This window comes from Gammaproteobacteria bacterium, from assembly GCA_035279405.1.
Classification (GTDB): domain Bacteria; phylum Pseudomonadota; class Gammaproteobacteria; order Natronospirales; family REEB76; genus REEB76.
In genome coordinates this window covers 25,418-46,386 of record DATEHU010000055.1, presented here as the reverse complement: position 1 = coordinate 46,386, position 20,969 = coordinate 25,418, and the positions used below count along the sequence as shown (strand labels likewise).

At 56.7% G+C, this 20,969-nt stretch carries 19 protein-coding genes; all 19 read left to right on the top strand.

The features are described from left to right. Positions 1–39: 39 nt before the first annotated feature. The 19 genes from VJR90_11245 to lnt all read left to right on the top strand — a co-directional run bounded on the left by VJR90_11245 (position 40) and on the right by lnt (position 20,866). Positions 40–1,134 (top strand): DegT/DnrJ/EryC1/StrS family aminotransferase, encoded by a 1,095-nt coding sequence (locus VJR90_11245; protein HKV98045.1) that lies wholly within the window; start codon positions 40–42, stop codon positions 1,132–1,134. Beyond that, positions 1,119–2,567: a lipopolysaccharide biosynthesis protein gene (locus VJR90_11240; GenBank protein HKV98044.1), complete on the top strand. Its 1,449-nt coding sequence runs from the start codon at positions 1,119–1,121 to the stop codon at positions 2,565–2,567. Before VJR90_11245 ends, VJR90_11240 begins: the two co-directional genes overlap by 16 nt. Continuing rightward, complete coding sequence (locus VJR90_11235) at positions 2,462–3,118, top strand: DapH/DapD/GlmU-related protein (protein ID HKV98043.1); 657 nt, start codon at positions 2,462–2,464, stop codon at positions 3,116–3,118. Before VJR90_11240 ends, VJR90_11235 begins: the two co-directional genes overlap by 106 nt. Positions 3,119–3,168: 50 nt before the next feature. Next, positions 3,169–4,581 carry a hypothetical protein gene (locus VJR90_11230; GenBank protein HKV98042.1) on the top strand — a complete coding sequence of 471 codons (1,413 nt, stop codon included), beginning with the start codon at positions 3,169–3,171 and terminating at the stop codon, positions 4,579–4,581. Then, complete coding sequence (locus VJR90_11225; GenBank protein ID HKV98041.1) at positions 4,578–5,675, top strand: glycosyltransferase; 1,098 nt, start codon at positions 4,578–4,580, stop codon at positions 5,673–5,675. Before VJR90_11230 ends, VJR90_11225 begins: the two co-directional genes overlap by 4 nt. Next, the gene (gene wecB, locus VJR90_11220; protein ID HKV98040.1) at positions 5,672–6,769 is read left to right on the top strand and encodes a UDP-N-acetylglucosamine 2-epimerase (non-hydrolyzing); all 1,098 of its coding nucleotides are present in this window, start codon (positions 5,672–5,674) and stop codon (positions 6,767–6,769) included. The genes VJR90_11225 and wecB overlap by 4 nt, the downstream gene beginning before the upstream one ends. Beyond that, positions 6,766–7,995 (top strand): glycosyltransferase family 4 protein, encoded by a 1,230-nt coding sequence (locus VJR90_11215; GenBank protein HKV98039.1) that lies wholly within the window; start codon positions 6,766–6,768, stop codon positions 7,993–7,995. Before wecB ends, VJR90_11215 begins: the two co-directional genes overlap by 4 nt. A 76-nt stretch (positions 7,996–8,071) precedes the next feature. Next, complete coding sequence (locus VJR90_11210) at positions 8,072–8,707, top strand: class I SAM-dependent methyltransferase (GenBank protein HKV98038.1); 636 nt, start codon at positions 8,072–8,074, stop codon at positions 8,705–8,707. Between the two features lie 318 nt (positions 8,708–9,025). Next, on the top strand, positions 9,026–10,183 hold the full coding sequence (locus VJR90_11205; protein HKV98037.1) for a DegT/DnrJ/EryC1/StrS aminotransferase family protein: 1,158 nt from the start codon (positions 9,026–9,028) through the stop codon (positions 10,181–10,183). Positions 10,184–10,187: 4 nt separating this feature from the next. Beyond that, a complete protein-coding gene (locus VJR90_11200; GenBank protein HKV98036.1) occupies positions 10,188–10,805 on the top strand; it encodes a sugar transferase in 618 nt (205 codons plus the stop codon). 587 nt (positions 10,806–11,392) lie between these two features. After that, positions 11,393–13,285, top strand: a complete 1,893-nt coding sequence (locus VJR90_11195; protein ID HKV98035.1) for a nucleoside-diphosphate sugar epimerase/dehydratase — start codon at positions 11,393–11,395, stop codon at positions 13,283–13,285. A gap of 180 nt (positions 13,286–13,465) precedes the next feature. Beyond that, positions 13,466–14,848, top strand: coding sequence for a tRNA (N6-isopentenyl adenosine(37)-C2)-methylthiotransferase MiaB (gene miaB, locus VJR90_11190; GenBank protein ID HKV98034.1), 1,383 nt, complete (start codon positions 13,466–13,468; stop codon positions 14,846–14,848). A 226-nt stretch (positions 14,849–15,074) separates the two neighbouring features. Further along, entirely contained in the window at positions 15,075–15,314 is a 240-nt protein-coding gene (locus VJR90_11185; GenBank protein ID HKV98033.1) for a type II toxin-antitoxin system prevent-host-death family antitoxin, read from the top strand. 174 nt (positions 15,315–15,488) lie between these two features. Then, entirely contained in the window at positions 15,489–15,710 is a 222-nt protein-coding gene (locus tag VJR90_11180; protein HKV98032.1) for an AbrB/MazE/SpoVT family DNA-binding domain-containing protein, read from the top strand. Between the two features lie 109 nt (positions 15,711–15,819). Further along, complete coding sequence (locus VJR90_11175) at positions 15,820–16,146, top strand: putative toxin-antitoxin system toxin component, PIN family (GenBank protein HKV98031.1); 327 nt, start codon at positions 15,820–15,822, stop codon at positions 16,144–16,146. 4 nt (positions 16,147–16,150) lie between these two features. After that, complete coding sequence (locus tag VJR90_11170; GenBank protein HKV98030.1) at positions 16,151–17,140, top strand: PhoH family protein; 990 nt, start codon at positions 16,151–16,153, stop codon at positions 17,138–17,140. Positions 17,141–17,698: 558 nt separating this feature from the next. Continuing rightward, positions 17,699–18,097: an rRNA maturation RNase YbeY gene (gene ybeY / locus VJR90_11165; protein ID HKV98029.1), complete on the top strand. Its 399-nt coding sequence runs from the start codon at positions 17,699–17,701 to the stop codon at positions 18,095–18,097. A 71-nt stretch (positions 18,098–18,168) separates the two neighbouring features. Beyond that, complete coding sequence (locus VJR90_11160; protein HKV98028.1) at positions 18,169–19,050, top strand: transporter associated domain-containing protein; 882 nt, start codon at positions 18,169–18,171, stop codon at positions 19,048–19,050. A gap of 343 nt (positions 19,051–19,393) precedes the next feature. Beyond that, complete coding sequence (lnt, locus tag VJR90_11155) at positions 19,394–20,866, top strand: apolipoprotein N-acyltransferase (protein HKV98027.1); 1,473 nt, start codon at positions 19,394–19,396, stop codon at positions 20,864–20,866. Positions 20,867–20,969: the final 103 nt, after the last annotated feature.

Below are 20,969 nucleotides of genomic sequence, written 5' to 3'. Positions count from 1 at the left end.
ACGGCATTTTTGCATAAATGGAAATTCTTCCTGGAAAACATGATTAACTTCGTTGACCTTCATGCCCAACAGGCCCGTATCAAGGACAAAATTGACGCCGGCATCCGGCGCGTGCTGGCCCATGGCCAGTACATTCTCGGTCCGGAAGTTGGTGAACTGGAGGAACGACTGGCGACCTACGTGGGCGCCAAGCACTGCATCACAGTGGCCAACGGCACCGACGCACTTCAGATCGCTCAAATGGCGCTGGGTGTTGGTCCTGGCGATGAGGTTATTACCCCGGGGTTTACCTACATCGCCACCGCCGAGACAGTAGCGCTTTTGGGGGCCAGGCCGATTTACGTGGATATAGACCCACGCACCTACAACTTGAATCCGGCACTGCTGGAGGCGGCCATCACACCAAGGACCAAAGCGATCATACCCGTGTCGCTCTACGGTCAGTGTGCCGACTACGATGCCATTAACGCCATTGCGAAGAAGCACCGTATTCCAGTTATCGAAGATGCCGCGCAGAGCTTCGGCGCGAGCTACAAGGGTCGCAAGAGCTGTAACCTGACCACAATTGCTTGCACGAGCTTTTTCCCCAGTAAGCCATTAGGCTGCTATGGCGACGGCGGGGCGATTTTTACTGGTGAAGACGAGTTGGCCAAGGTCATGCGTCAGATTGCCCGGCATGGCCAAGATCGCCGTTATCACCACGTTCGAATTGGCGTAAACAGCCGGCTGGATACACTACAGGCTGCCATTTTGCTGGCCAAGCTTGAAATCCTGGGTGATGAAATTGCGTTGCGTCAGAAAGTGGCGCAGGCCTATACAAAGCTATTCAGCGAAGCGGGCATTACCACCACACCCTTCATTGAAGCATACAATGTGAGTGCATGGGCGCAGTACACCATTCAGGTTGACCGGCGCGCCGCGGTACAAGAAAAGTTGAAAGCTACCGGTATCCCCACTGCCGTACATTACCCTATTCCACTCAACCGCCAGCCTGCGGTGGCCGATAGCGCAGTGACCCTGCCGGTGGGAGACGCCGTGGCCGAACGTGTAATGAGCTTGCCTATGCACCCGTATTTGGATACCGAGAAAATCCAACGAGTTGCGGAGGTCTTAGCCCAATGGGCGAGTCGGTGATGGATCGCCGCGCTGTCATCGGATTTGCGTTAGGACCTGTCGGCGTCGGACTGCTTTCGTTTATAAGTCTGCCGGTTATGGCCTGGATATTTCCTCCGGAAATGATCGGCAAGCTTTCTATGCTTCAGGTGGCGATCGGATTGTCAATCGTATCCTGCTGTTTGGGTCTCGACCAAGCCTACGCGCGCGAATATCACGAGTCGCACGACCATGGAACGCTGCTCCTAAACGCGACAGTACCTGGCCTTGCTATGTTGCTTGGTGTACTGATGTTCCTCGCTTTGTCCGACCCCCCACTTCTTTCTAAATTGTTGTTTGGCATTGACTCGGCTGTCTTGAGCGGCATTGCGGCGGCCTGCCTGGTTATCGCGTACTTGTCCCGATTTTTTTCCGTAATCCTCCGGATGCAGGATCGCGGATTCACTTACTCAATGAGCCAAATACTCAGCAAACTGGTCCTTTTATTGATCGTCTTGGGCTACGCTCTATTTACCACATCCCGAACGTTCATGATGCTGATGCTTGCCCAAGTTACCGCGCTCGCGCTCGCGCTAGTTACATTTGGTTGGAGCACCCACCAAGACTGGTGGCAGTCGATTCATGCGAAACTTGATCGCTCGCAATTTCAACGACTGCTGAGTTTTGGCTTGCCCCTAGCGTTTGCAGGCATCGCCACGTGGGGCGTTGCGACACTCGATCGGGTGTTTCTGCGCGCCATGTCTACCTACGAGGAACTCGCGATCTACTCGGTCGCCGCCAGCATTGCGGCCGGCGTGACCATTCTGGCCAGCATCTTCAACACGGTTTGGGCGCCGCTGGTCTACAGATGGGTGGCGGACGATCGAGATGCGGCGAAACGCGTGGATAGCGTTACGTCCCAGGTAATTGTCGTGATGGTGATCATCTTGTGTCTGGTCGGAGGATCCTCGTGGATCTTGGACTATGTGCTCCCATCGGCTTACGGGCGCGTGTCATTCCTGGTCGTGGGTTGTATGATCTCGCCAATGTTCTACACCCTTTCCGAGGTCACCGGAATTGGCATTGCCGTCAGCCGACGGACGGTTTTATCGCTTGCAGCATCGGGAGCGGCCGTGATTTTCAACATCGCACTTTGCTTCGTGTTGGTGCCGAGATTCGGTGCCCTCGGAGCCATGTGCGCTACCGCATGTGCGTTCTGGTTGTTTTTTGCGCTGCGTACTGAATTCTCTGCTATGACGTGGCACAGGCTCCGGCGCGTCAAAGTGCACAGTTACGCAATCTTCTGTCTGTTGTTCGCTCTTGCGTATGCGGTATTCGGTCCACGATCGCCACGCGTCGCCATTGCGGGATGGTGGGTTCTGCTAGGAATTGCAATGTTTGTCGACCGCTCAATTATTCGGAACCTGTGGATAACCTTACTTCGACAAGTCGGACCAATGAAAGCAACCGGGTAAGTACTGAAGCAATGACACTCGCTTTGAATATATGTCGAATTGTCGCGCGAAAGTGCTGGTACTTTGCAGGATGGGTACGTGCTTCGCTACTCGGAGTGCGACTGGCCGGCGCGCGAGTCAGTCCGCGGGCGGTGCTTAGGAAGACGGCCTACCTCGGCAGGGTTGAAGTGGCTTCTGGTGTGGTTATTGGCCGGGGAACCTACGTCAATTCTGGGAGCATCTTTTCGGGCAAAATCGGCGACTGGTGTTCCATCGCCTATAACGTCATCATCGGACCGACTGAGCACCGCTTGGATTCTTGGACCACATCACCATTCCGTGCTCAGGCGTCGGGGAGCATGCCGAGCACCACGACGGACAACGTCCCGCCCCCGGTAATCGGCGATGACGTGTGGATCGGTGTCAACGTAGTCATATTGAGAGGCGTAAGGATCGGCGATGGTGCCGTAATTGCCGCTGGTGCAGTCGTCGCTAAGGATGTCCCCGAGAATGAGATATGGGGTGGCGTGCCCGCAAGGTTCATTAGAAAGCGGGAACCAATAGAGCAGTGAACGTTTTGGGAGTGTCCAGCTGCATTTGTTGGTGCGATTAGCGAGGGGACATGGATAACGCAATAATATTTATTTCATTTGGCATCACCACTATCTTCTTACTCTTTTGCGCATGGCACTCAATATGCCGAGGAAAAGTGTACGGCGTTCTGTTCGGCGGACTCGCTATTTACGGTTTTTTTGCGTTTGAGCAGATCGGGACTCTTTCGGAGACCTTTTCAACAGATGTCATTGGAACTGCGGCTTTGGTCTTTGCCGTGGGGAGCGTGGTCTTGGTGCTTTCGATCGTCGCATTTGAGCAAACGTTTCCGTACCGGGAGGCGGGTAGCGCTAATCTATGGGTTCTGCGTATGTGGCGCTCGGCAAGCGATCACACGAAATGGGCCACGATTGCTAGCTGTATAGCATTGGTTCTACTCTTGCACACTCGTAGCAATCTCGGCGCTGCCTGGAACGTTGCCCGAACCACGAACGGATTTGAGACCTCTGTCGCAGCATTCTTTCTATTGCTTGGAACTCCAGGCATTGCTTCAGCAGTAATCAGGGGCAAGAAATTCCTGGCGCTTAGCTTATTTGTGATTAATATCGTCAGTTTTGTATTGTTAGGTTCGCGCGCTGCAATGCTGGGTGCGCTTGGATTTTGGGTGTGGATAGTTTTTATGCGGCAGCGGTCGCGGCTAAAACAGCTGCGCATTCTGATAATTATTGTTCTCTTAGGTTTTTGCGCCCAGGTGGCGCTGCGCTTTATTCGGGGATTTGGGTTGGATGAGTTGTTGGCGGCACTCTCGAATGGGGATATTTTTAGTTTATTCATATCCAATCCTGTAGTCAGACATATTTCTGGAGGGGAGGCGGCAATCGTGAAATATTTCATGTTCTCGATTGAATTGGCCCCGTCCGATACGTTCGGTTTTATGACATCAATACATCGCCTCGCACTGTTTTTCATTCCGTATTCTGTGCATTTGCTATCCAAGCCAATGGATGTTACCTATCAGCTCTGGGCCGCCGCCTACTCACACGGTTTGTTTGCACATGCGGCGGGTGCCGACTTACTTAGAAAATCCTATCTTAGCGGCGATTATGGATCGATACATCCGACATTATTTGGCGAAATGTTCGTATCCGGCCAATGGCCGTCGTTGATTATAAGCGTGGTGATTGTGGGTGCATTGTGTGTATTCATTGACCGATGCCTGACACACATGAGCGATACACGTGCTTTGCTCGTGTTGGGGCCTACCATTGCTGGGTTCTTGTTTGTGGCCCGAGGCAATTCGGTTATTGGGTTTGGTTACTTTATTTATTTAGCGGTTTTTGTGGTAATAGCGGGGCGGATCATAAATGTTCTGCGAATGCGAGCGCACAAATCAAGAGTCAAATTAAGGGGTAGCAGTTATGCTACACAAGTCGCGAATGCAAATGCGCGTAGCACTAGTGGGCGGATCGAAGCTTCAAAATGAAGGTTGTGCTGTTGGCGCCTGCAAGCTCCGTTCACACAATGCGTTGGGCGAATGGCTTGGCCGGGCGGGGTTTGGACGTGCATGTAGTTTCACTGCATCACGCGACACAAGCGTTCTCTCCCTCGGTGATTTTGCACGCGCTACCGTTCTGGTCGTCGGCCGGATATATAGTTGCTGCGCGAGCGTTACGAGGTTTGCTGAGTGACGTCGCCCCTGACCTGATGAATGTGCACTATGCGACGGGCTATGGTTTGTTGGCTCGCTTGAGTGGGTTTTCGCCGTTGTTGCTGTCGGTATGGGGCGCTGACGTGTACGACTTTCCTCGCAAATCACCGGTACACAGGCGCATCGTGCGTGCCAACCTCAGGTGTGCAACGCAGATAGCCTCGACCAGCCACTGCATGGCACGCATGGTGCGCAGAATCTATCCTGCAGCTCGCGTCGCAGTGACTCCTTTCGGTGTGGACGAGGAGCAGTTTCAGGAAATTCCACAGGTAGCCGGACAGCACTGCCTGACGGTTGGTACCGTGAAAACGCTGACTCCCAAGTATGGCGTTGATACCTTGATCCAAGCATTCGCCCGTTTGCGGCCAAGGGCTGGTGTGCCTGCGCTCAGGCTCGAAATAACAGGTGACGGACCAGCGCGTCAAGAGTTGGAGTCGTTGTCACGCGACTTGGGCTTGGGTTCGGCCGTCGTCTTTCACGGTGAGGTAAGCTACGATCGGGTGCCGTCTATGCTTGCTCGATTGGATATTTTTGTAGCGCTCAGTCGTCTTGACAGTGAGAGTTTCGGCGTTGCAGCCGTTGAGGCCGCGATGTGTGCCTTGCCTGTAGTGGTTTCCGATGTCGAGGGCTTAGCGGAAGTGGTTGAAGACGGCACGACCGGCTTTGTTGTACCTCGCGACGATCCAGATGCGGCCGCGCAGAGTTTGGATCGGCTGATAAGTTCCGCGGAACTCCGACGACAAATGGGCGATGCCGGTCGTGAACGTGCCCTGAAACTTTACACTTGGCGCAAATCACTCGACATTATGATCGAAACTTATAAGCAGACAATCGCTATGCGTGCCCAGTGCTCAAGTCATCGGGTATGACGAAAATCGTTACAGTATTGGGAGCGCGCCCACAGTTTGTCAAAGCGAGTGTTGTGTCTGCCGTCATGATAAAAGACGGTCGCATGAACGAGGTACTGGTGCATACTGGACAGCATTTTGATCCAAATATGTCTGAGGTGTTTTTCACCGATTTGGAAATGTCGGATCCCAAGTATCATCTGGGCATTAGCGGCGGCAATCACGGCGAGATGACCGGACGCATGCTTATTGAAGTAGAAAAGGTGCTGCTGTCTGAGAGCCCCGACATAGTCCTCGTGTACGGGGATACCAATTCCACACTCGCCGGAGCCTTGGCAGCTGCAAAACTGCACATTCCCGTCGCTCATGTCGAGGCTGGTTTGCGCTCGTTCAATATGAGCATGCCAGAGGAAATTAATCGTATCCTGACAGATCAAGTATCGAAATGGCTTTTCGCGCCCACCGACGGAGCTGTTACTCATCTGCAGCGGGAAGGTATCAATCCGTCGCGGGTTCATCAAGTGGGCGACGTGATGTATGACGTGGCCCTGCAACATGGCGAGCGCGCCAGTCGGATGAAGACCAATGCAGTGATGCGGTTGGGGCTGCAGGACAAGCATTATGTGCTGGCCACTATCCATCGTGCAGAAAACACCGATGACCCAGAGCGCCTGCGGGTAATTGTGGACGCCTTTATCGAAACAAGCCGGCATTTACCAGTGGTATGGCCCCTCCACCCGCGCACGCGGGGCGTGCTGAGCCAGACCGGCATGTTGCCGGCGGTGGAACGCGCAGTGCTCCTGACCGAGCCGCTCGGCTACCTGGAGATAGTGCAGTTGGAACGCTCGGCGGCCGTTATTGCCACCGATTCTGGTGGAGTACAGAAGGAAGCGTTTTTCCATCGCGTGCCATGTGTCACTCTGCGCGATGAAACCGAGTGGGTCGAATTGGTGTCAGCCGGTTGGAACGCCCTTGCACCTCCAGTCAGCCCGGAAGCAATTCAATTTGCTATCGAGGCGGCTGTGGGTAGGCAAGGCGCAAATGTAGAGCCTTACGGGCGGGGGGACGCTGCGCAGCGGATCGTACGCTGTTTGGCCGACGGCTTGGCCAAATGAATATTGTTCTTATAAATCACTACGCGGGATCCCTGCGTCATGGCATGGAGTTCCGCTCCTATTACCTGGCTCGCGAATGGGCGCGTACAGGGCATCGGGTTGCGATACTGGCGGCATCTTACTCACATTTACGGAGTCACCAGCCGGGACTCGATGGGCAAGCGATACGGGATGAGGTTATCGACAGCATAGCGTACCGGTGGTATCGCACGCCCGAATACCGAGGTAACGGACCTGGGCGTGTTAAAAACATGTTGGCATTCCTTTACGCAATATGGCGCGATGCGCGGTATATCGCGCAAGCCATGAAACCGGACGTAGTAATCGCCTCAAGTACCTACCCCATGGATATCTGGCCAGCGAGGCGCATTGCGCGATTGGCTGGCGCGAAGCTTGTATATGAAGTACACGACCTTTGGCCACTGACGCCGATTGAACTGGGCGGTATTCCAAAGTGGCATCCGTTTATATTGTGGGTACAGTGGGCTGAGAATTATGCCTACAGGCGTGCCGATATCGTGGTATCTATGTTACCCAACACCCTTGAATACATGGTCTCAAAGGGATTGAATTCTTCAAAGTGGCATTACGTGCCGAATGGGGTTGACGAGAGCGAGTGGCGCAATTTTGATCCTTTGCCGGACAAAGTTGCCGCGGAGTTGAACCGTGTCCGCGGCAGTGGGCTGCCCATTGTCGGTTACGCTGGAAGTCACGGATTGGCCAATGCCTTGGACACGTTGCTCGATGCGGCTAAATCGATGCAATCCAAAGCTGAGGTCGTGATGGTGGGTACGGGACCGGAGCGCGAGCGGCTGATGCAGAGGGTTCGGGATGAAAACATTCGGAACATCACGATGCTGACAGCGATTCCAAAATCTGCGATTCCGACCTTCTTGGACAAGATTGATATCGCATTCATCGGATTGCAGCAACAAAGGCTGTTCCGGTTCGGGATTGCCCCCAACAAATTAATGGATTACATGATGGCGAAAAAGCCGATCGTGATGGCGATCGAGGCGGGCAACGATCCCGTGACCGAAGCAGGTTGCGGCCGCACTGTACCGCCAGAAGACCCCGCTGCGATCCGACATGCCGTTCTTGATCTTGCACGTCTGTCGCCAAAGCAGCGTGCATCGTTGGGCGAACGCGGACGCGCATTCGTTCTGGAAAATCACCTTTATCCGGTGTTGGCCAAGCGGTTTATCGAGGCAATATCCGGTGCCTGAAAATTCGTCAGAGACCGAGCGCATTGCCGCGCATTATGGGCGGCGCCGTGCATTGGGCAACGATGCACGTTATAGCATGCTGAATCCGGCCGTCTGGCAAGGTGTGCAGGAGCGGCAGCGTGCCTTGATCGAACTATTGACCCGTCACAGTACGGCGGAGCTGAAGGACCTGCGGCTGCTGGAGATAGGGTGTGGCAGCGGGGGCAACCTGCTGGAGCTTCTGAGACTGGGGTTCGATCCACGCAATTTAGTAGCCAACGAGCTGCTACCGGAACGCGCAGCCTTCGGGCGTAGGCGTCTTCCGGATGCCGTGGTGTTGCACGAAGGGAATGCGTTAGAGCTCGATTTGCCGGCGAATAGTTTCGACATTGTGTATCAATCTACGGTATTCACATCAATTCTTGATAACGCTTTTCAGGCCAATCTTGCGCGGCGCATGTGGGAGTGGGTACGGCCTGGGGGGGGGGTGCTGTGGTACGACTTCACCTTCGACAATCCCAGTAATCCCGACGTGCGCGGCGTCCCGCTCCGTCGGGTAAGGGCTTTGTTTCCGGAAGCGTCAATTGATACACGGCGAGTGACACTGGCGCCTCCAATCAGCCGTATCGTGTGCAGGCTTCATCCGATCTTATATAGTGTGTTCAACGTTTTCCCATTCTGGCGAACGCACGTGTTGTGCTGGATAGGGAAGCCCTTGGAGGACGGTGGCTGACAGCGTGGCGATGTTTGGATGCATGGCGAGGGTGACGGCAGCAATAGGACTTGCAGGTGCGGGTCACCGGGGCACCGATTCCGTATCGGCCGTGACGAGCGACGCGTCGGCACCGGGTGGTTGTGGCTCTCGTGACTGCGCGGCTCTGCCGCTAAGCTGGATTTAATCGGACGCACTAACAGCGAGGATGCGATGCAGTAGGTACCGGCGTATCGCATTCCATGTATGGGCTTTATGCTTGGGGATGCATTTCGCGATAAAGCGGTCGCGACCTTGAGTGGTGCACGGACGCCCTTGTGTGAATAGGTGAAAATTAAGATGCGTGATCATTTTCTTTTATTCTCTCCTCCTTCCATAGGGCAGGAAGAGATAGATGAAGTCGTGGATACCTTGAAGTCCCAATGGATTACCACTGGGCCGAAGACTCAGCGCTTCGCGAAAGAATTCATGGAGTTTGTGCATGCGCCCGCCGCGCTTCCGCTGAATTCTTGTACGGGTGCATTGCATCTTGCGTTGGCGGCCACGGGTATCGGTAGCGGAGACGAAGTCATCACGACACCCATGACCTTTGCCGCTTCAATCAACGTAATTGAGCACGTGGGTGCCAAGCCCGTTCTGGTAGACGTGGAGCCAGATACCTTAAATATTGATCCCGATCAGATTCGCCGAGCTGTCACCTCAAGAACGAAGGCGATTCTGATTGTGCATTACGCCGGACATCCGGTAGAGCTGAATAGAGTAATGGCTGTCGCCAATGAGTATCAATTGACAGTCATTGAAGATGCAGCGCACGCGTTACCCGCCAGATACCATGGCCAGTTTGTGGGTTCGAGTGGTAACCCGACTGCGTTCAGCTTTTATGCCACGAAAAATTTGACTACGGCCGAGGGGGGGATGCTCACTGGTACACCCGAGTTTGTGGAGAAGGCCCGTGTGTTGAGCCTGCATGGCATGAGCAGAGATGCGTGGCAGCGGTACGGTAAGGGAGGCAGTTGGTATTACGAAATAACCATGCCGGGCTTTAAATACAACATGACGGACATCCAGGCGGCGATGGGGCTGGTACAGCTAGGCAAACTAAGGGACTTCCAAGCGCGCCGGTGCCAAATAGTTAAACTTTATAACGAGGCCTTCTCTGATATCCCGGCATTACAGGTTCCTACAGAACGCAACTATGTTGAACACGCTTGGCACCTTTATGTTTTGAGGCTCAACCAGGAGAGCTTAACTATTGGACGCGATCAGTTTATCGAAGAACTCAGGCAACGGAACATTGGTTCCTCAGTGCATTTTATTCCGCTGCATCTGCATCCATACTATCGAGATAAATATGGGTACCAGCCAGAAGATTTTCCGGTGGCTTACTCAAATTACCAGCGGTTGTTAAGTTTACCGCTCCATCCAAAATTAACGGACGATGACGTAGCGGATGTCATCGAAGCGGTGTGCGATGTTGTGCGGAGCCACCGGCGTTAAAAGAATGCGTCGCGGGAAACGCGCTTTTGACCTGGTAATTAGTTCTGTTGGTGTTGTAATACTCACACCAATATTTATGATCATTATCTTGCTAATTCTGTTTTCCGATGGAGCGCCAGCGCTTTTCCGTCAAGAACGCGTTGGGTTTCGCGGGCGGCATTTTCACATTTTGAAATTTAGGACCATGGTACGTGATGCGGAGCGCCTCGGGCACGTGCTGACTGTAGGGCGCGATCCGAGAATTACTCGTGTTGGCCGTTGGCTCAGGAAATTCAAGATTGACGAACTACCACAGCTGGTCAATGTCATCAAAGGGGAAATGAGTTTGGTTGGACCACGACCGGAAGTGCCCAGCTTCGTGGCCCTATATTCCCATGAACAGCGCAAGGTATTAGAGCTAATGCCTGGCGTCACCGATCCAGCCTCTATTGCTTTCCGCGACGAGGCCGACCTGCTGGCGGGCTGCGAAGACCCCGAACGGATCTATGTGGAGCGCATCATGCCGGAGAAAATCCAATTGAATCTAGACTATGCTGCAAGATCGGGGCTGGTGGCCGATGTGGGAATTATTTGGCGAACTTTGAAAGCCGTGTACGCAGGTACGACGCTTGATACGCAATGAAATTAGCTGAGTTGAATCTCAAAGCCTCAAAAAATAGAAGGCCAAGCATCTTTTCCGGATGTAAGGGGCAGAGCGTTTTGACCTTGCCACTATGGGAGATAGGGCGCATAGGGAAGTGAATAAGAGATTGTCGAGACCGCCGCTATTCTTTGCACATGACGTTGCAAGTGTATCCCAATGTATTCTGTGCGCCTACTGGTCCCGCCTGAATCTGGACGTGATTCCACAGGATTGGTTACACGCGATTGTGGATCGCGTGACAGTTGCCTCAGTTCGACACCGATTAAAGTTCTGGTTTGTCGATTGGTGCCAGCGTAAGCTGGGGATCCGCTTCTATTCCCGGTTTGTTCCAACGGCGAGATGTACATGGCGGCGATTTGAATCCGTCCATCGAGGATTACCAGGCCTAGAGCGCTTAACTACTACGATAGCCATACAAATTCTTTGCCAACGCGAAGGTCTTCGCGAGGCCGCGTAGTCTTTGAGCGGGCTACGCCGTAGCTTCTGACAAAATGTCAAAAAGGCGTATAATGCGTCCCCCGCTTTTAGGGGATCATGAAAATTCAAATGATTTGGGGAACGAAGGAATGAAGATCAACACGAAAGGAATGCGTGGGCGTCTGACTGTCTTTATCCACGACGTGTCCTGGGTTCCGATCGCTATTCTGGTGGCCTACTGGTTGCGCCTGAATCTGGACCTGATTCCGACGCGTTGGTTCGATGGAGCCGTGGAATTCATGGTGGTTGCCACGGTTCTGCACGGTTTTACCTTCTGGGCCTTTGGCTGCTACCGCGGCATCTGGCGGTTCGCATCCATTCCCGATTTGTTCCGTCTGGGTAAGGCCGTTCTGGTGGGCGCGGTCGCCACGATCATCGTGTGTTTCATGCTGCAAAGGTTATGGAATGTTCCGCGTTCAGTGCTGATACTGTATCCGGTCTTGCTGCTCGGCTTCGTGAGCGCCATGCGGGTCGGGTATCGCGCGTACAAGGATCGCGGTCTCAATTTGGATTCACAAGACAAGACCCGCGCCTTGCTGGTCGGCGCCGGGCGCGCCGGGGAGATGCTGGTACGCGACATGGTGCGTAACGGGGATTTCTACCCCGTGGCCTTTGTTGACGACGATGCTGAAATGCGTGGTCATGAGGTCCGTGGTATACGTGTACTCGGCACACTGGCCGACATTCCAACACTGGTTCAGGACCTCGCCGTCAAATCGGTGTTAATCACCATGCCATCTGCGCCGCACAAGATCATGGACCAGGTGGTCAGGGCCTGTGCAGAGCTCGGTGTCCAGTGCCGCACTTTGCCGTCGCTTGCCGAACTGGCCGATGGCCGCGTCGAAGTTTCCCGCCTGCGCGCGGTTACCGTCGAGGACCTTCTGGGACGTGAGCCGGTAGTCTTCGATCGGCACGCGGTGCACGATTTCCTGCGCGGCAAGCGCGTGCTGGTTACCGGTGGGGGCGGATCCATCGGTTCCGAACTTTGCCGCCGGATCGGTCAGCACGAGCCAGGGTTGCTGACAATACTGGATAACTGCGAATACAACCTATATCGCATTGATCGGGAATTGAGCGAGAAATGTCCCGCTGTCATCTTCAGCAGTCTTCTTGGCGATGTGCGTGATGAGCGTGCCGTCAATAATTTATTCGAGCAGATGAAGCCGCAGGTAATTTTTCACGCCGCCGCCTACAAACATGTGCCCATGGTGGAAGACAACATCATCGAGGGAATACGCAACAACGTAATTGGAACCCGGGTGGTGGCGGATGCGGCAATTCAACATGGTGTCGAAACGTTTGTGCTGATATCCACGGACAAGACGGTGAATCCCACCAATGTAATGGGGACGACGAAACGCGTGGCGGAACTGTATTGCCAAGGACTGAATGGATCCGGAAGCACGCATTTCATTACCACACGATTTGGTAACGTACTCGCCTCGACCGGTTCCGTGATCCCGTTGTTTGAACGCCAGATTGCCGCCGGCGGGCCAGTGACGGTTACACACCCGGAGATCACGCGTTACTTCATGACCATTCCCGAGGCCGCCACGCTGATTCTGCAGGCGTCTGCGGTTGGCACGGGTGGCGAGATCTTCGTACTGGACATGGGAGAGCCCGTGCGCATTGCGGACCTGGCACAGAAAATGATTCAGCTGTCGGGTCTTCAAGTGGGGCGCGATATCGAGATTGCCTACACCGGTTTGCGCCCCGGAGAAAAGCTGCATGAAGAGCTGTTTTACTCGCAAGAAAAGCTCAGACCCACTGTGCATCCCAAGCTCCTGCTGGCCGAGTGTCGCCCGATCGAACCGGGACAGCTTGAGCGTGGCATGGAGAGTCTGAGTGGCGCGATTGGCGCGCTCGACGCGGACCGGGCGCTGCGCGATCTCAAAGCCATCGTGCCGGAATTCAATCCGAATGCGTCGCAGGAAGAGCGCAAACGGCGCCGCGTACGCGCGGCAATCAGGCTGGTCAAATAGGTGCCGGATCGCAGCCAGCAAGAGTGCGGCGAGGTGGCGGACGACAAATTTCCAGTCAGGAGTGTCGCCTGCTGAGAGAAGGTAACTCAAGCCGGCTCTATAATGCAGGCCGGGTTTCGCCGGCCTTGCACTTCCCATGCGGATCATGATCACCGGATTCGGTTCAGGCTGAAAACCGTTATGCTTCCGAAGCTGTTCATCAAAACTTTCGGCTGCCAGATGAACGAGTACGATTCGGGCAAGATGGCTGACGTGCTGCGTGCCGCGCGCGGCTATGAGTTGACCGACCGCGCCGAGGACGCCGACGTGATTCTCCTGAACACCTGCTCGGTGAGGGAAAAGGCCCAGGAGAAGGTGTTCTCCCAGCTTGGCTGGTGGCGCGAACTCAAGCAGCAGCGCCCGGAGCTGGTGATTGGCGTCGGGGGCTGCGTGGCGAGCCAGGAAGGCGAGGGTATCGTCAAGCGCGCGCCGTTTGTGGACCTGGTGTTCGGGCCGCAGACGCTGCACCGCCTGCCGCAGATGCTGGACGAGACCCGCCGCATGCACCGGCCGGTGGTGGATATTTCCTTCCCGGAAATTGAGAAGTTCGACAATCTGCCGCCGCCGCGCGCCGAGGGCGCGACGGCGTTCGTGTCCATCATGGAAGGCTGCAGCAAGTACTGCAGTTTCTGCGTGGTGCCTTACACGCGCGGTGAGGAAGTCAGCCGGCCGTTCGACGATGTGATTGCCGAGATCGCCGAGCTGGCGGAGCAGGGCGTGAAAGAGGTCACGCTGCTCGGCCAGAATGTCAACGCTTATCGCGGGCCGATGCTCGACGGGTCCGTCGCCGATCTGGCTCTGCTCATCGAGTACATGGCGGCAGTGGACGGCATCGAACGCATCCGCTTCACCACATCTCATCCGCTGGAATTCGGTGCCCGTCTGATCCGTGCCTATGCGGAGCAGCCGAAACTCGCCAATTACCTGCACCTCCCGGTGCAGAGCGGCTCGGACCGGATTCTCGCGATGATGAAGCGCAATTACACCGTGTTGGAATACAAGGACAAGATCCGCAAGCTGCGCGAAGTGCGCCCGGACATCAGTCTGTCCTCGGATTTCATCGTCGGGTTCCCGGGCGAAACCGACAGGGATTTCGCGGCAACCATGACGCTGATCGAGGAGGTCCAATTCGATCAGGCCTTCGCGTTCATCTACAGCGCCCGGCCGGGGACGCCGGCCGCGAAATTCCCGGATGGCGTGGCGCACGAGGAGAAGGTGCGGCGGCTGGAGCGCTTGCAGGCCCGCATTCATGATTTCGGGCAGCTATACATGCAACGGCTCAAGGGAACGGTGCAGCGGGTGCTGGTGGAGAAACACGCGACGCGCGACGCGAGTGAGCTCGCCGGACGCACCGAATGCAATCGCTGGGTTAACTTCGCGGGCGATGCGTCCCTTATCGGACGCTTCGCCGACGTGCTGATCAGCGACGTGAAACAGAATTCCCTGCGGGGAACATTGGCGAAACCGACAGAATCCCTTCTGCCTCAACGGAAGCAGCAAATGCATCCTCTATCTTGTGCTTGACTGAGTGGATAGAGGCGATTGTCACTGCAGTAACTGTTACACGAATATGATCGCGGCGAATATCGCCGCTCCCACGCAGCCAGTACCTTGGTTTTGTAGGAGCGACGGTCTGTGGGAGCGGTCGTCCCGACCGCGATGATTTAAGGAATCGCGACGATAGTCTGGTGCTTGTGTTCCATTGTTCTTTTATGTACACATCATTGTGTACACAACTTATGGCGGTCACATGGAAAAAGTTAGTGTGCGCGAGGCGCGGGAACGTTTGTCCCATCTCCTTGATTCGGTTGCCTTGGGGCAGGAAGTTGTCATTGTCCGGCGAGGCAGGGCGGTGGCGCGCCTGACTGCTGTGCGCAAATCTAGTTGGCCAGGATTCCCGGATCGCAGCGCCTTGCGTGCGTCGTTGTCCAAATCGGCGCGCGGTGCTGCTGATAGTGTACGCAAGCTCAGAGACAGTGAACGTTTCTGATGTTCGGTACCGACTCCGGCGACAGCGCGCTACACACGGCGGCAGCAGTGTTTGGCGTAACCGTATTTGCCTTTTTTCACGGCTGCGAAATCAGGGCGTGAGCGTCAGGGATTCGGAACTGCTTGCACGATTTAAATCCTTTTTGTAAGGTTTCCTTACATCAAGGAGCGCTGTATGCTTGCCAAGAAAACCTCCAAGAACCAGATTACCCTGCCGAAGGCGGTCATCAGCCGTTTCCCCGCAGTGGAATACTTTGACGTGCGCGAGGAGAACGGGCGTATCGTGCTGGCGCCCGTGAAAACCAGCCGCGCGGAAGCGGTGCGGGAGAAATTGCAGGCACTCGGCATTACGTCCGCGGATATTGAAAAGGCCGTTGCCTGGGCCCGTAAGCAGTGAACCCGCGGGTCGTTTTTGATACGAACGTCGTCATTCCGCATTGCTCTTTCCAGCGGTGCGGGTAGTATGGCTACGGCAGGCGTGGCACGGCCAGGCAGCGGTTCCCCTGGTGAATAAGGTTACGATGCAGGAACTGTATCGTGTTCTGTCTTATCCGAAATTTGCATTATCCGAATCTGATCGGGAAGAATTGCTGAGGGACTACCTGCCGTTTGCAGAATTGGTGAAAATGCCGGCCAGACTTCCCAATCTTTCCAAATGCCGAGATCCGCATGATCAAAAGTTCATTGAACTCGCTGCGGTTGCAAAAGCGGATATGCTTGTAACAGGTGATCGGGATCTGCTGGCGCTGACCGGGAAATTGCAGTTCTCCATTTGTAGCGTCGTCGAATTACAGGCCCATCTTGAGGCAAGTGGACAGTCCCGCGGGCCTTGATGCTGTGAGCACGCAGCCACTTTCCGTTGATGTTTCGCTGGAGCCCGCCGACAACGCGCGGCTCGCCAACCTCTGCGGCCAGTTCGACGAGCATCTGCGGCAGATCGAGCAGCGTCTCGGCGTCGAGATCAACAACCGTGGCAATCAGTTCCGGGTGATCGGCGATGCCGAACCGGCGCGCGTCGCCGTTGCCATCCTGAAGGAACTGTATGCCGCGACTGCGCATGAGCGTATCCGCCGCGAGACCGTGCACTTGATGCTGCAGCAATCCGGAATCAATGACCTGCTGGACGACGCGGGCGGCGCGCAGGTGGCCGACGAGATCGTGATTCCCACCAAGGAAGGCCGGGTGCACGGCCGCGGTCCGAACCAGCGGCGCTATCTGCAGAACATCGCGCGCCACGATCTCACCTTCGGCATCGGCCCGGCCGGCACCGGCAAAACCTATCTGGCGGTGGCGAGCGCGGTGGCCGCGCTCAACAATGATCGCGCGCGCCGGCTGGTGCTGGTGCGCCCGGCGGTCGAGGCCGGAGAGCGGCTGGGGTTTCTGCCCGGCAGCATGGCGGAAAAGGTGGATCCCTATCTGCGGCCGATCTATGACGCGCTCTACGAGATGCTCGGCTTCGAGCGCGTCAGCCGTTTGCAGGAACATGGCGTCATCGAGGTGGCGCCGCTTGCCTTCATGCGCGGGCGCAGCCTGAATGATGCCTTCATCATTCTGGATGAGGCGCAGAACACCACCATTGACCAGATGAAGATGTTTTTGACGCGCATCGGCTTCGGTTCCAAAACCGTGGTGACCGGCGACATCACGCAGGTGGACATTCCGCGCCACCAGCGTTCCGGTTTGCGCGACGCGGTGGATTTGCTGCGCGACATGCAGGATGTGAGTTTCACCTTCTTTACGGCGGCCGACGTGGTGCGCCATCCGCTGGTGCAGCGCATCGTGACTGCCTATGAGCAGCGCGGGTCGGCGGAAGATCCGGATCGATAAGAATCCGTGTGAGCGGCGATTTTGTTGAAGCGGTAAGTTTGTGGAATCTGTTGTGTTTGTGGGAGCGGTGATTTTTTTGGAGTGGTGATATTGTGGGAGCGGCGATATTCGCCGCGATTGATACCTAGGAAAAGAGTATCGCGGTCGGTACGACCGCTCCCACAGAGAATCGCTCCCACAAGAGGCTGGTCTCGGGTTTGTTAGAGTGCCGGTTTTGTGGGAGCGGCGATATTCGCCGCGATCAAAATTCTGGCAGGGGAATCGCGGTCGGGACGACCGCTCCCACAAGAGTGCAGTTGGATTGGGACCGGCAGGGGAATCGCGGCCGGTACGGCCGCTCCCACAGAGAATCGCTCCCACAAGAGGCTGGTCTCGGATTTGTTAGAGTGCCGGTTTTGTGGGAGCGGTGATATTCGCCGCGATCAAAACTCTGGAAGGAGAATCGCGACGGGTACCGTCGCTCCCACAAGACCGCTCCCACAGTGTGGAAAGATAGCGATGAGAGTAGATGTCACAATCCAGCGCGCCACGCGTCTACGCGGTCTGCCGAGCGACGCAATGTTTCGCCGCTGGGTGACAGCAGCGCTTGCGGGCGCCGGCCACCGGCGCGCCACGGAGCTGACGATCCGGCTGGTGAATGAGGCCGAGGGCCGGCGGCTCAATCACCGCTGGCGGCGGCGGGATTACGCCACCAATGTGCTGTCCTTCCCGGCGGAGCTTCCGAGCGGCCTGCGCTCCCCGCTGCTCGGAGATCTCGTGCTTTGCGCGCCGGTGGTGCAGCGGGAGGCCAAAGCGCAGCACAAGACATCGAAAGCACACTGGGCGCATCTCACGGTGCACGGCACGCTGCATCTTCTCGGTTATGATCACGTGGGCAAGCGCAAGGCGGCGAAGATGGAATCCCTGGAAACGGCCATTCTCGGGAAACTCGACTTTTCGGACCCTTACGCGGCCTGAATTGCCGCGGTTTGGGCAGTCCGACCGCAGCCGGTAAAATAGCGACCTTTCCACCTGCGTACCCACGAAATATGCCTAACGAAGCCACGGATTCCGATCGAAGCAATCGCTTGCGCCCCTGGTTCGAGCGCCTGCGCCAGGCGCTGGCCGGCGAGCCCCGCGACCGCGAGGAACTGCTCGAGCTGCTGCAGGATGCACGCGAGCGCAACCTGTTCGACGCGGAAGCCCTGGCGATGCTGGAAGGCGTCCTGCAGGTGGCTGACATGCAGGCACGCGACATCATGATTCCGCGCGCGCAGATGGTGGTGCTGGAAAAGGACGCCGAGCTGCGCGTTGCGCTCGGGACCGTGGTGGACTCCGGCCACTCGCGCTTTCCGGTGGTGGGCGAGAGCCGTGACCAGGTGGTCGGCATCGTGCTCGCCAAGGACCTGCTGGAGCACTTTCTGGAGAGTCCGGAAGGCCAATTCAATCTGCGCGAATATCTGCGGCCGGCACCCGTGGTTCCGGAGAGCATGCGGCTCAACGTGCTGCTCAAGAACTTCCGGGTCAGCCGCAACCACATGGCCATCGTCGCCGACGAATACGGCAACGCCGCGGGGCTGGTGACCATCGAGGACGTACTGGAGCAGATCGTCGGCGACATTGACGACGAATACGACGTGGATGACGAGGCGCGCATCCTCAAGCACACCGACAAGCGCTACACGGTCAAGGCCCTGACCCCCATCGGGGATTTCAACGAATACTTCGGGACTTCGTTCAGCGACGCGGACTACGCCACGGTCGGCGGCCTGGTCACGCATGCCTTCGGCCACCTGCCCAAACGCGGCGAGAAAACCCTGATCGGCAACCTGCGCTTCAAGGTGCTGCGCGCGGACAGCCGGCGCCTGCATCTGCTGGAAGTCCTGCGCAAAGACGGCGGTGCACCCGCCGTTCCAGAACCCGCGGCATGAGTGCCGCGGTGAAGAAGAGTGTGGGAGCGGTGATATTGTGGGAGCGGTGATATTGTGGGAGCGGCGATATTCGCCGCGATTAAAACTCAAGCAAGAATATCGCGGCCGGTACGACCGCTCCCACAAGAGCGCAATTGGATTGGGACCGAAAGTGTGGGAGCGGTGATATTCACCGCGATTAAAGCTCTGGCAGGAGAATCGCGGCCGGTACGGCCGCTCCCACATTGTGGAAAAACATAAAGCGATGAGCCCAAGAGACATTGTTCCCATCTTTGGAAAGAGAGGGCGAGTCGCAATCCTGCGTGCTTGGGAAAGCCGCATTCGTCAGGGGAAGATTGGCGATTTGCTGGCGCTCATTCTCGGCGCGCTCACGGTGTTTGCGTTTGCGCCGTTCAACGTTTATCCGCTGGCCGTGCTTACGCTTGCGGCGCTGTTCTGGCTGCTGAACGGCGTCAGTGTGCGCCGCGCTTTCTGGCGCGGATTGCTGTTCGGCATTGCCGAATTCGGTTTCGGACTTTACTGGCTCTATATCAGTATCCACAGCGTGAGCGGCGCGCCGGTATGGGCGACGATGCTCGTGATCGTCGCGGTGGTGGTCGCCATGGCGCTGTACAGTGCGATTGCCTGTGCGCTGGCTGTCTGGCTGCTGCCGCGCGCGAGTGCCTGGCGCTGGGTCCTGCTGCTGCCCGGTCTATGGGTATTGCTGGAATGGCTGCGCGGCTGGGTGCTGAGCGGTTTCCCGTGGCTGAGTCTCGGCTACAGCCAGATCGGCAGCGCCTTGAAAGGCTACGCACCGTTGCTGGGCGTGTACGGTGTGAGTCTCGCGGTAGCGGTATCCGCCGGCCTGTTGCTGAGCGTGTTGCTGTCGGCCGGGTGGCGCGTCCGGATTGTGACCATCGCCGTGCTCGCCGCGGTCTGGGTTGCCGGCGGAGTTTTGGCGACGGTCTCGTGGACCCGACCCGCGGGCGCACCGATCCAATTCAGCCTTATACAAGGCGACATTCCGCAGAGCCTCAAATGGGATCCGCAGGAATTTTCCGTGACGCTGGAGCGTTATCTGCATCTCACGGACGCGCACTGGTCGAGCCGCGTGATTATCTGGCCCGAGGCGGCGATCCCGGCGTATGCCGATCAGGTCCAGAAGGATTACCTGGACCCGATTGAGAAGGAGGCGCGCGCTCACGGCACGGACATGCTGCTCGGCATCCTGACCGAGAATCTGTCGAACGGCGACGCCTATAACAGCGTGATCAGCCTTGGGGGGCATGACGGGGTGTACGACAAGCGCCACCTTGTGCCCATGGCGGAGTATTTTCCGGCGCCGGCGTGGGTGACCGCGTGGCTGGAAGCGCACAATCTGCCGTATGCGTCGTTCACGGCGGGCGCCGCGCGTCAACCGTTGCTGAAAGTCGCGGGTTATCCGGTGGCGACGTCCATCTGTTACGAAGATGCCTTTGGCAGCGAGATCATGCGGGATTTGCCGGAGGCCGCGTTTCTCGTGAACGTCACCAACGACGCCTGGTTCGGCGATTCGATTGCGCTGCCGCAGCATTTCGAGATTTCGCGCATGCGGGCACTGGAGGCGGGGCGCTACCTGCTCCGGACTACCAATACGGGCATCACGGCCGTGGTGAACCCGCACGGCGGCGTGGTTGACCGCCTGCCGGAAGATCAGGTCGGCGTGTTGACGGTACGCGCACCACCGTATGCCGGCAGTACGCCCTATGTGCGCCTTGGGAATGTCGTGATCGTGGTAATCAGCATGGTGTTGGTTCTGGTGGGGAGCCTACAGCGCCTGAAGAGACGACAACGGTGACTACCAGGCACTCAAAATCCCCCTCTTTCGCACTTCGCTTATTGGCTGCGCTTGTTGGCTGCGCTTGTTGGCTGCGCAGTCCTGCTTCGCCAAAAGTCCGGCC

Coding starts and splice junctions, on each gene's coding strand:
- VJR90_11160 (HKV98028.1), top strand. CDS start 18,169: ATGCCTAACGAAGCCACGGATTCCGATCGAAGCAATCGCTTGCGCCCC.
- VJR90_11205 (HKV98037.1), top strand. CDS start 9,026: ATGCGTGATCATTTTCTTTTATTCTCTCCTCCTTCCATAGGGCAGGAA.
- ybeY (HKV98029.1), top strand. CDS start 17,699: ATGTTTCGCCGCTGGGTGACAGCAGCGCTTGCGGGCGCCGGCCACCGG.
- miaB (HKV98034.1), top strand. CDS start 13,466: ATGCTTCCGAAGCTGTTCATCAAAACTTTCGGCTGCCAGATGAACGAG.
- VJR90_11240 (HKV98044.1), top strand. CDS start 1,119: ATGGGCGAGTCGGTGATGGATCGCCGCGCTGTCATCGGATTTGCGTTA.
- wecB (HKV98040.1), top strand. CDS start 5,672: ATGACGAAAATCGTTACAGTATTGGGAGCGCGCCCACAGTTTGTCAAA.
- VJR90_11225 (HKV98041.1), top strand. CDS start 4,578: ATGAAGGTTGTGCTGTTGGCGCCTGCAAGCTCCGTTCACACAATGCGT.
- VJR90_11185 (HKV98033.1), top strand. CDS start 15,075: ATGGAAAAAGTTAGTGTGCGCGAGGCGCGGGAACGTTTGTCCCATCTC.
- VJR90_11200 (HKV98036.1), top strand. CDS start 10,188: ATGCGTCGCGGGAAACGCGCTTTTGACCTGGTAATTAGTTCTGTTGGT.
- VJR90_11230 (HKV98042.1), top strand. CDS start 3,169: ATGGATAACGCAATAATATTTATTTCATTTGGCATCACCACTATCTTC.
- VJR90_11180 (HKV98032.1), top strand. CDS start 15,489: ATGCTTGCCAAGAAAACCTCCAAGAACCAGATTACCCTGCCGAAGGCG.
- VJR90_11195 (HKV98035.1), top strand. CDS start 11,393: ATGAAGATCAACACGAAAGGAATGCGTGGGCGTCTGACTGTCTTTATC.
- VJR90_11215 (HKV98039.1), top strand. CDS start 6,766: ATGAATATTGTTCTTATAAATCACTACGCGGGATCCCTGCGTCATGGC.
- VJR90_11210 (HKV98038.1), top strand. CDS start 8,072: ATGCTGAATCCGGCCGTCTGGCAAGGTGTGCAGGAGCGGCAGCGTGCC.
- VJR90_11235 (HKV98043.1), top strand. CDS start 2,462: ATGGTGGGTTCTGCTAGGAATTGCAATGTTTGTCGACCGCTCAATTAT.
- VJR90_11245 (HKV98045.1), top strand. CDS start 40: ATGATTAACTTCGTTGACCTTCATGCCCAACAGGCCCGTATCAAGGAC.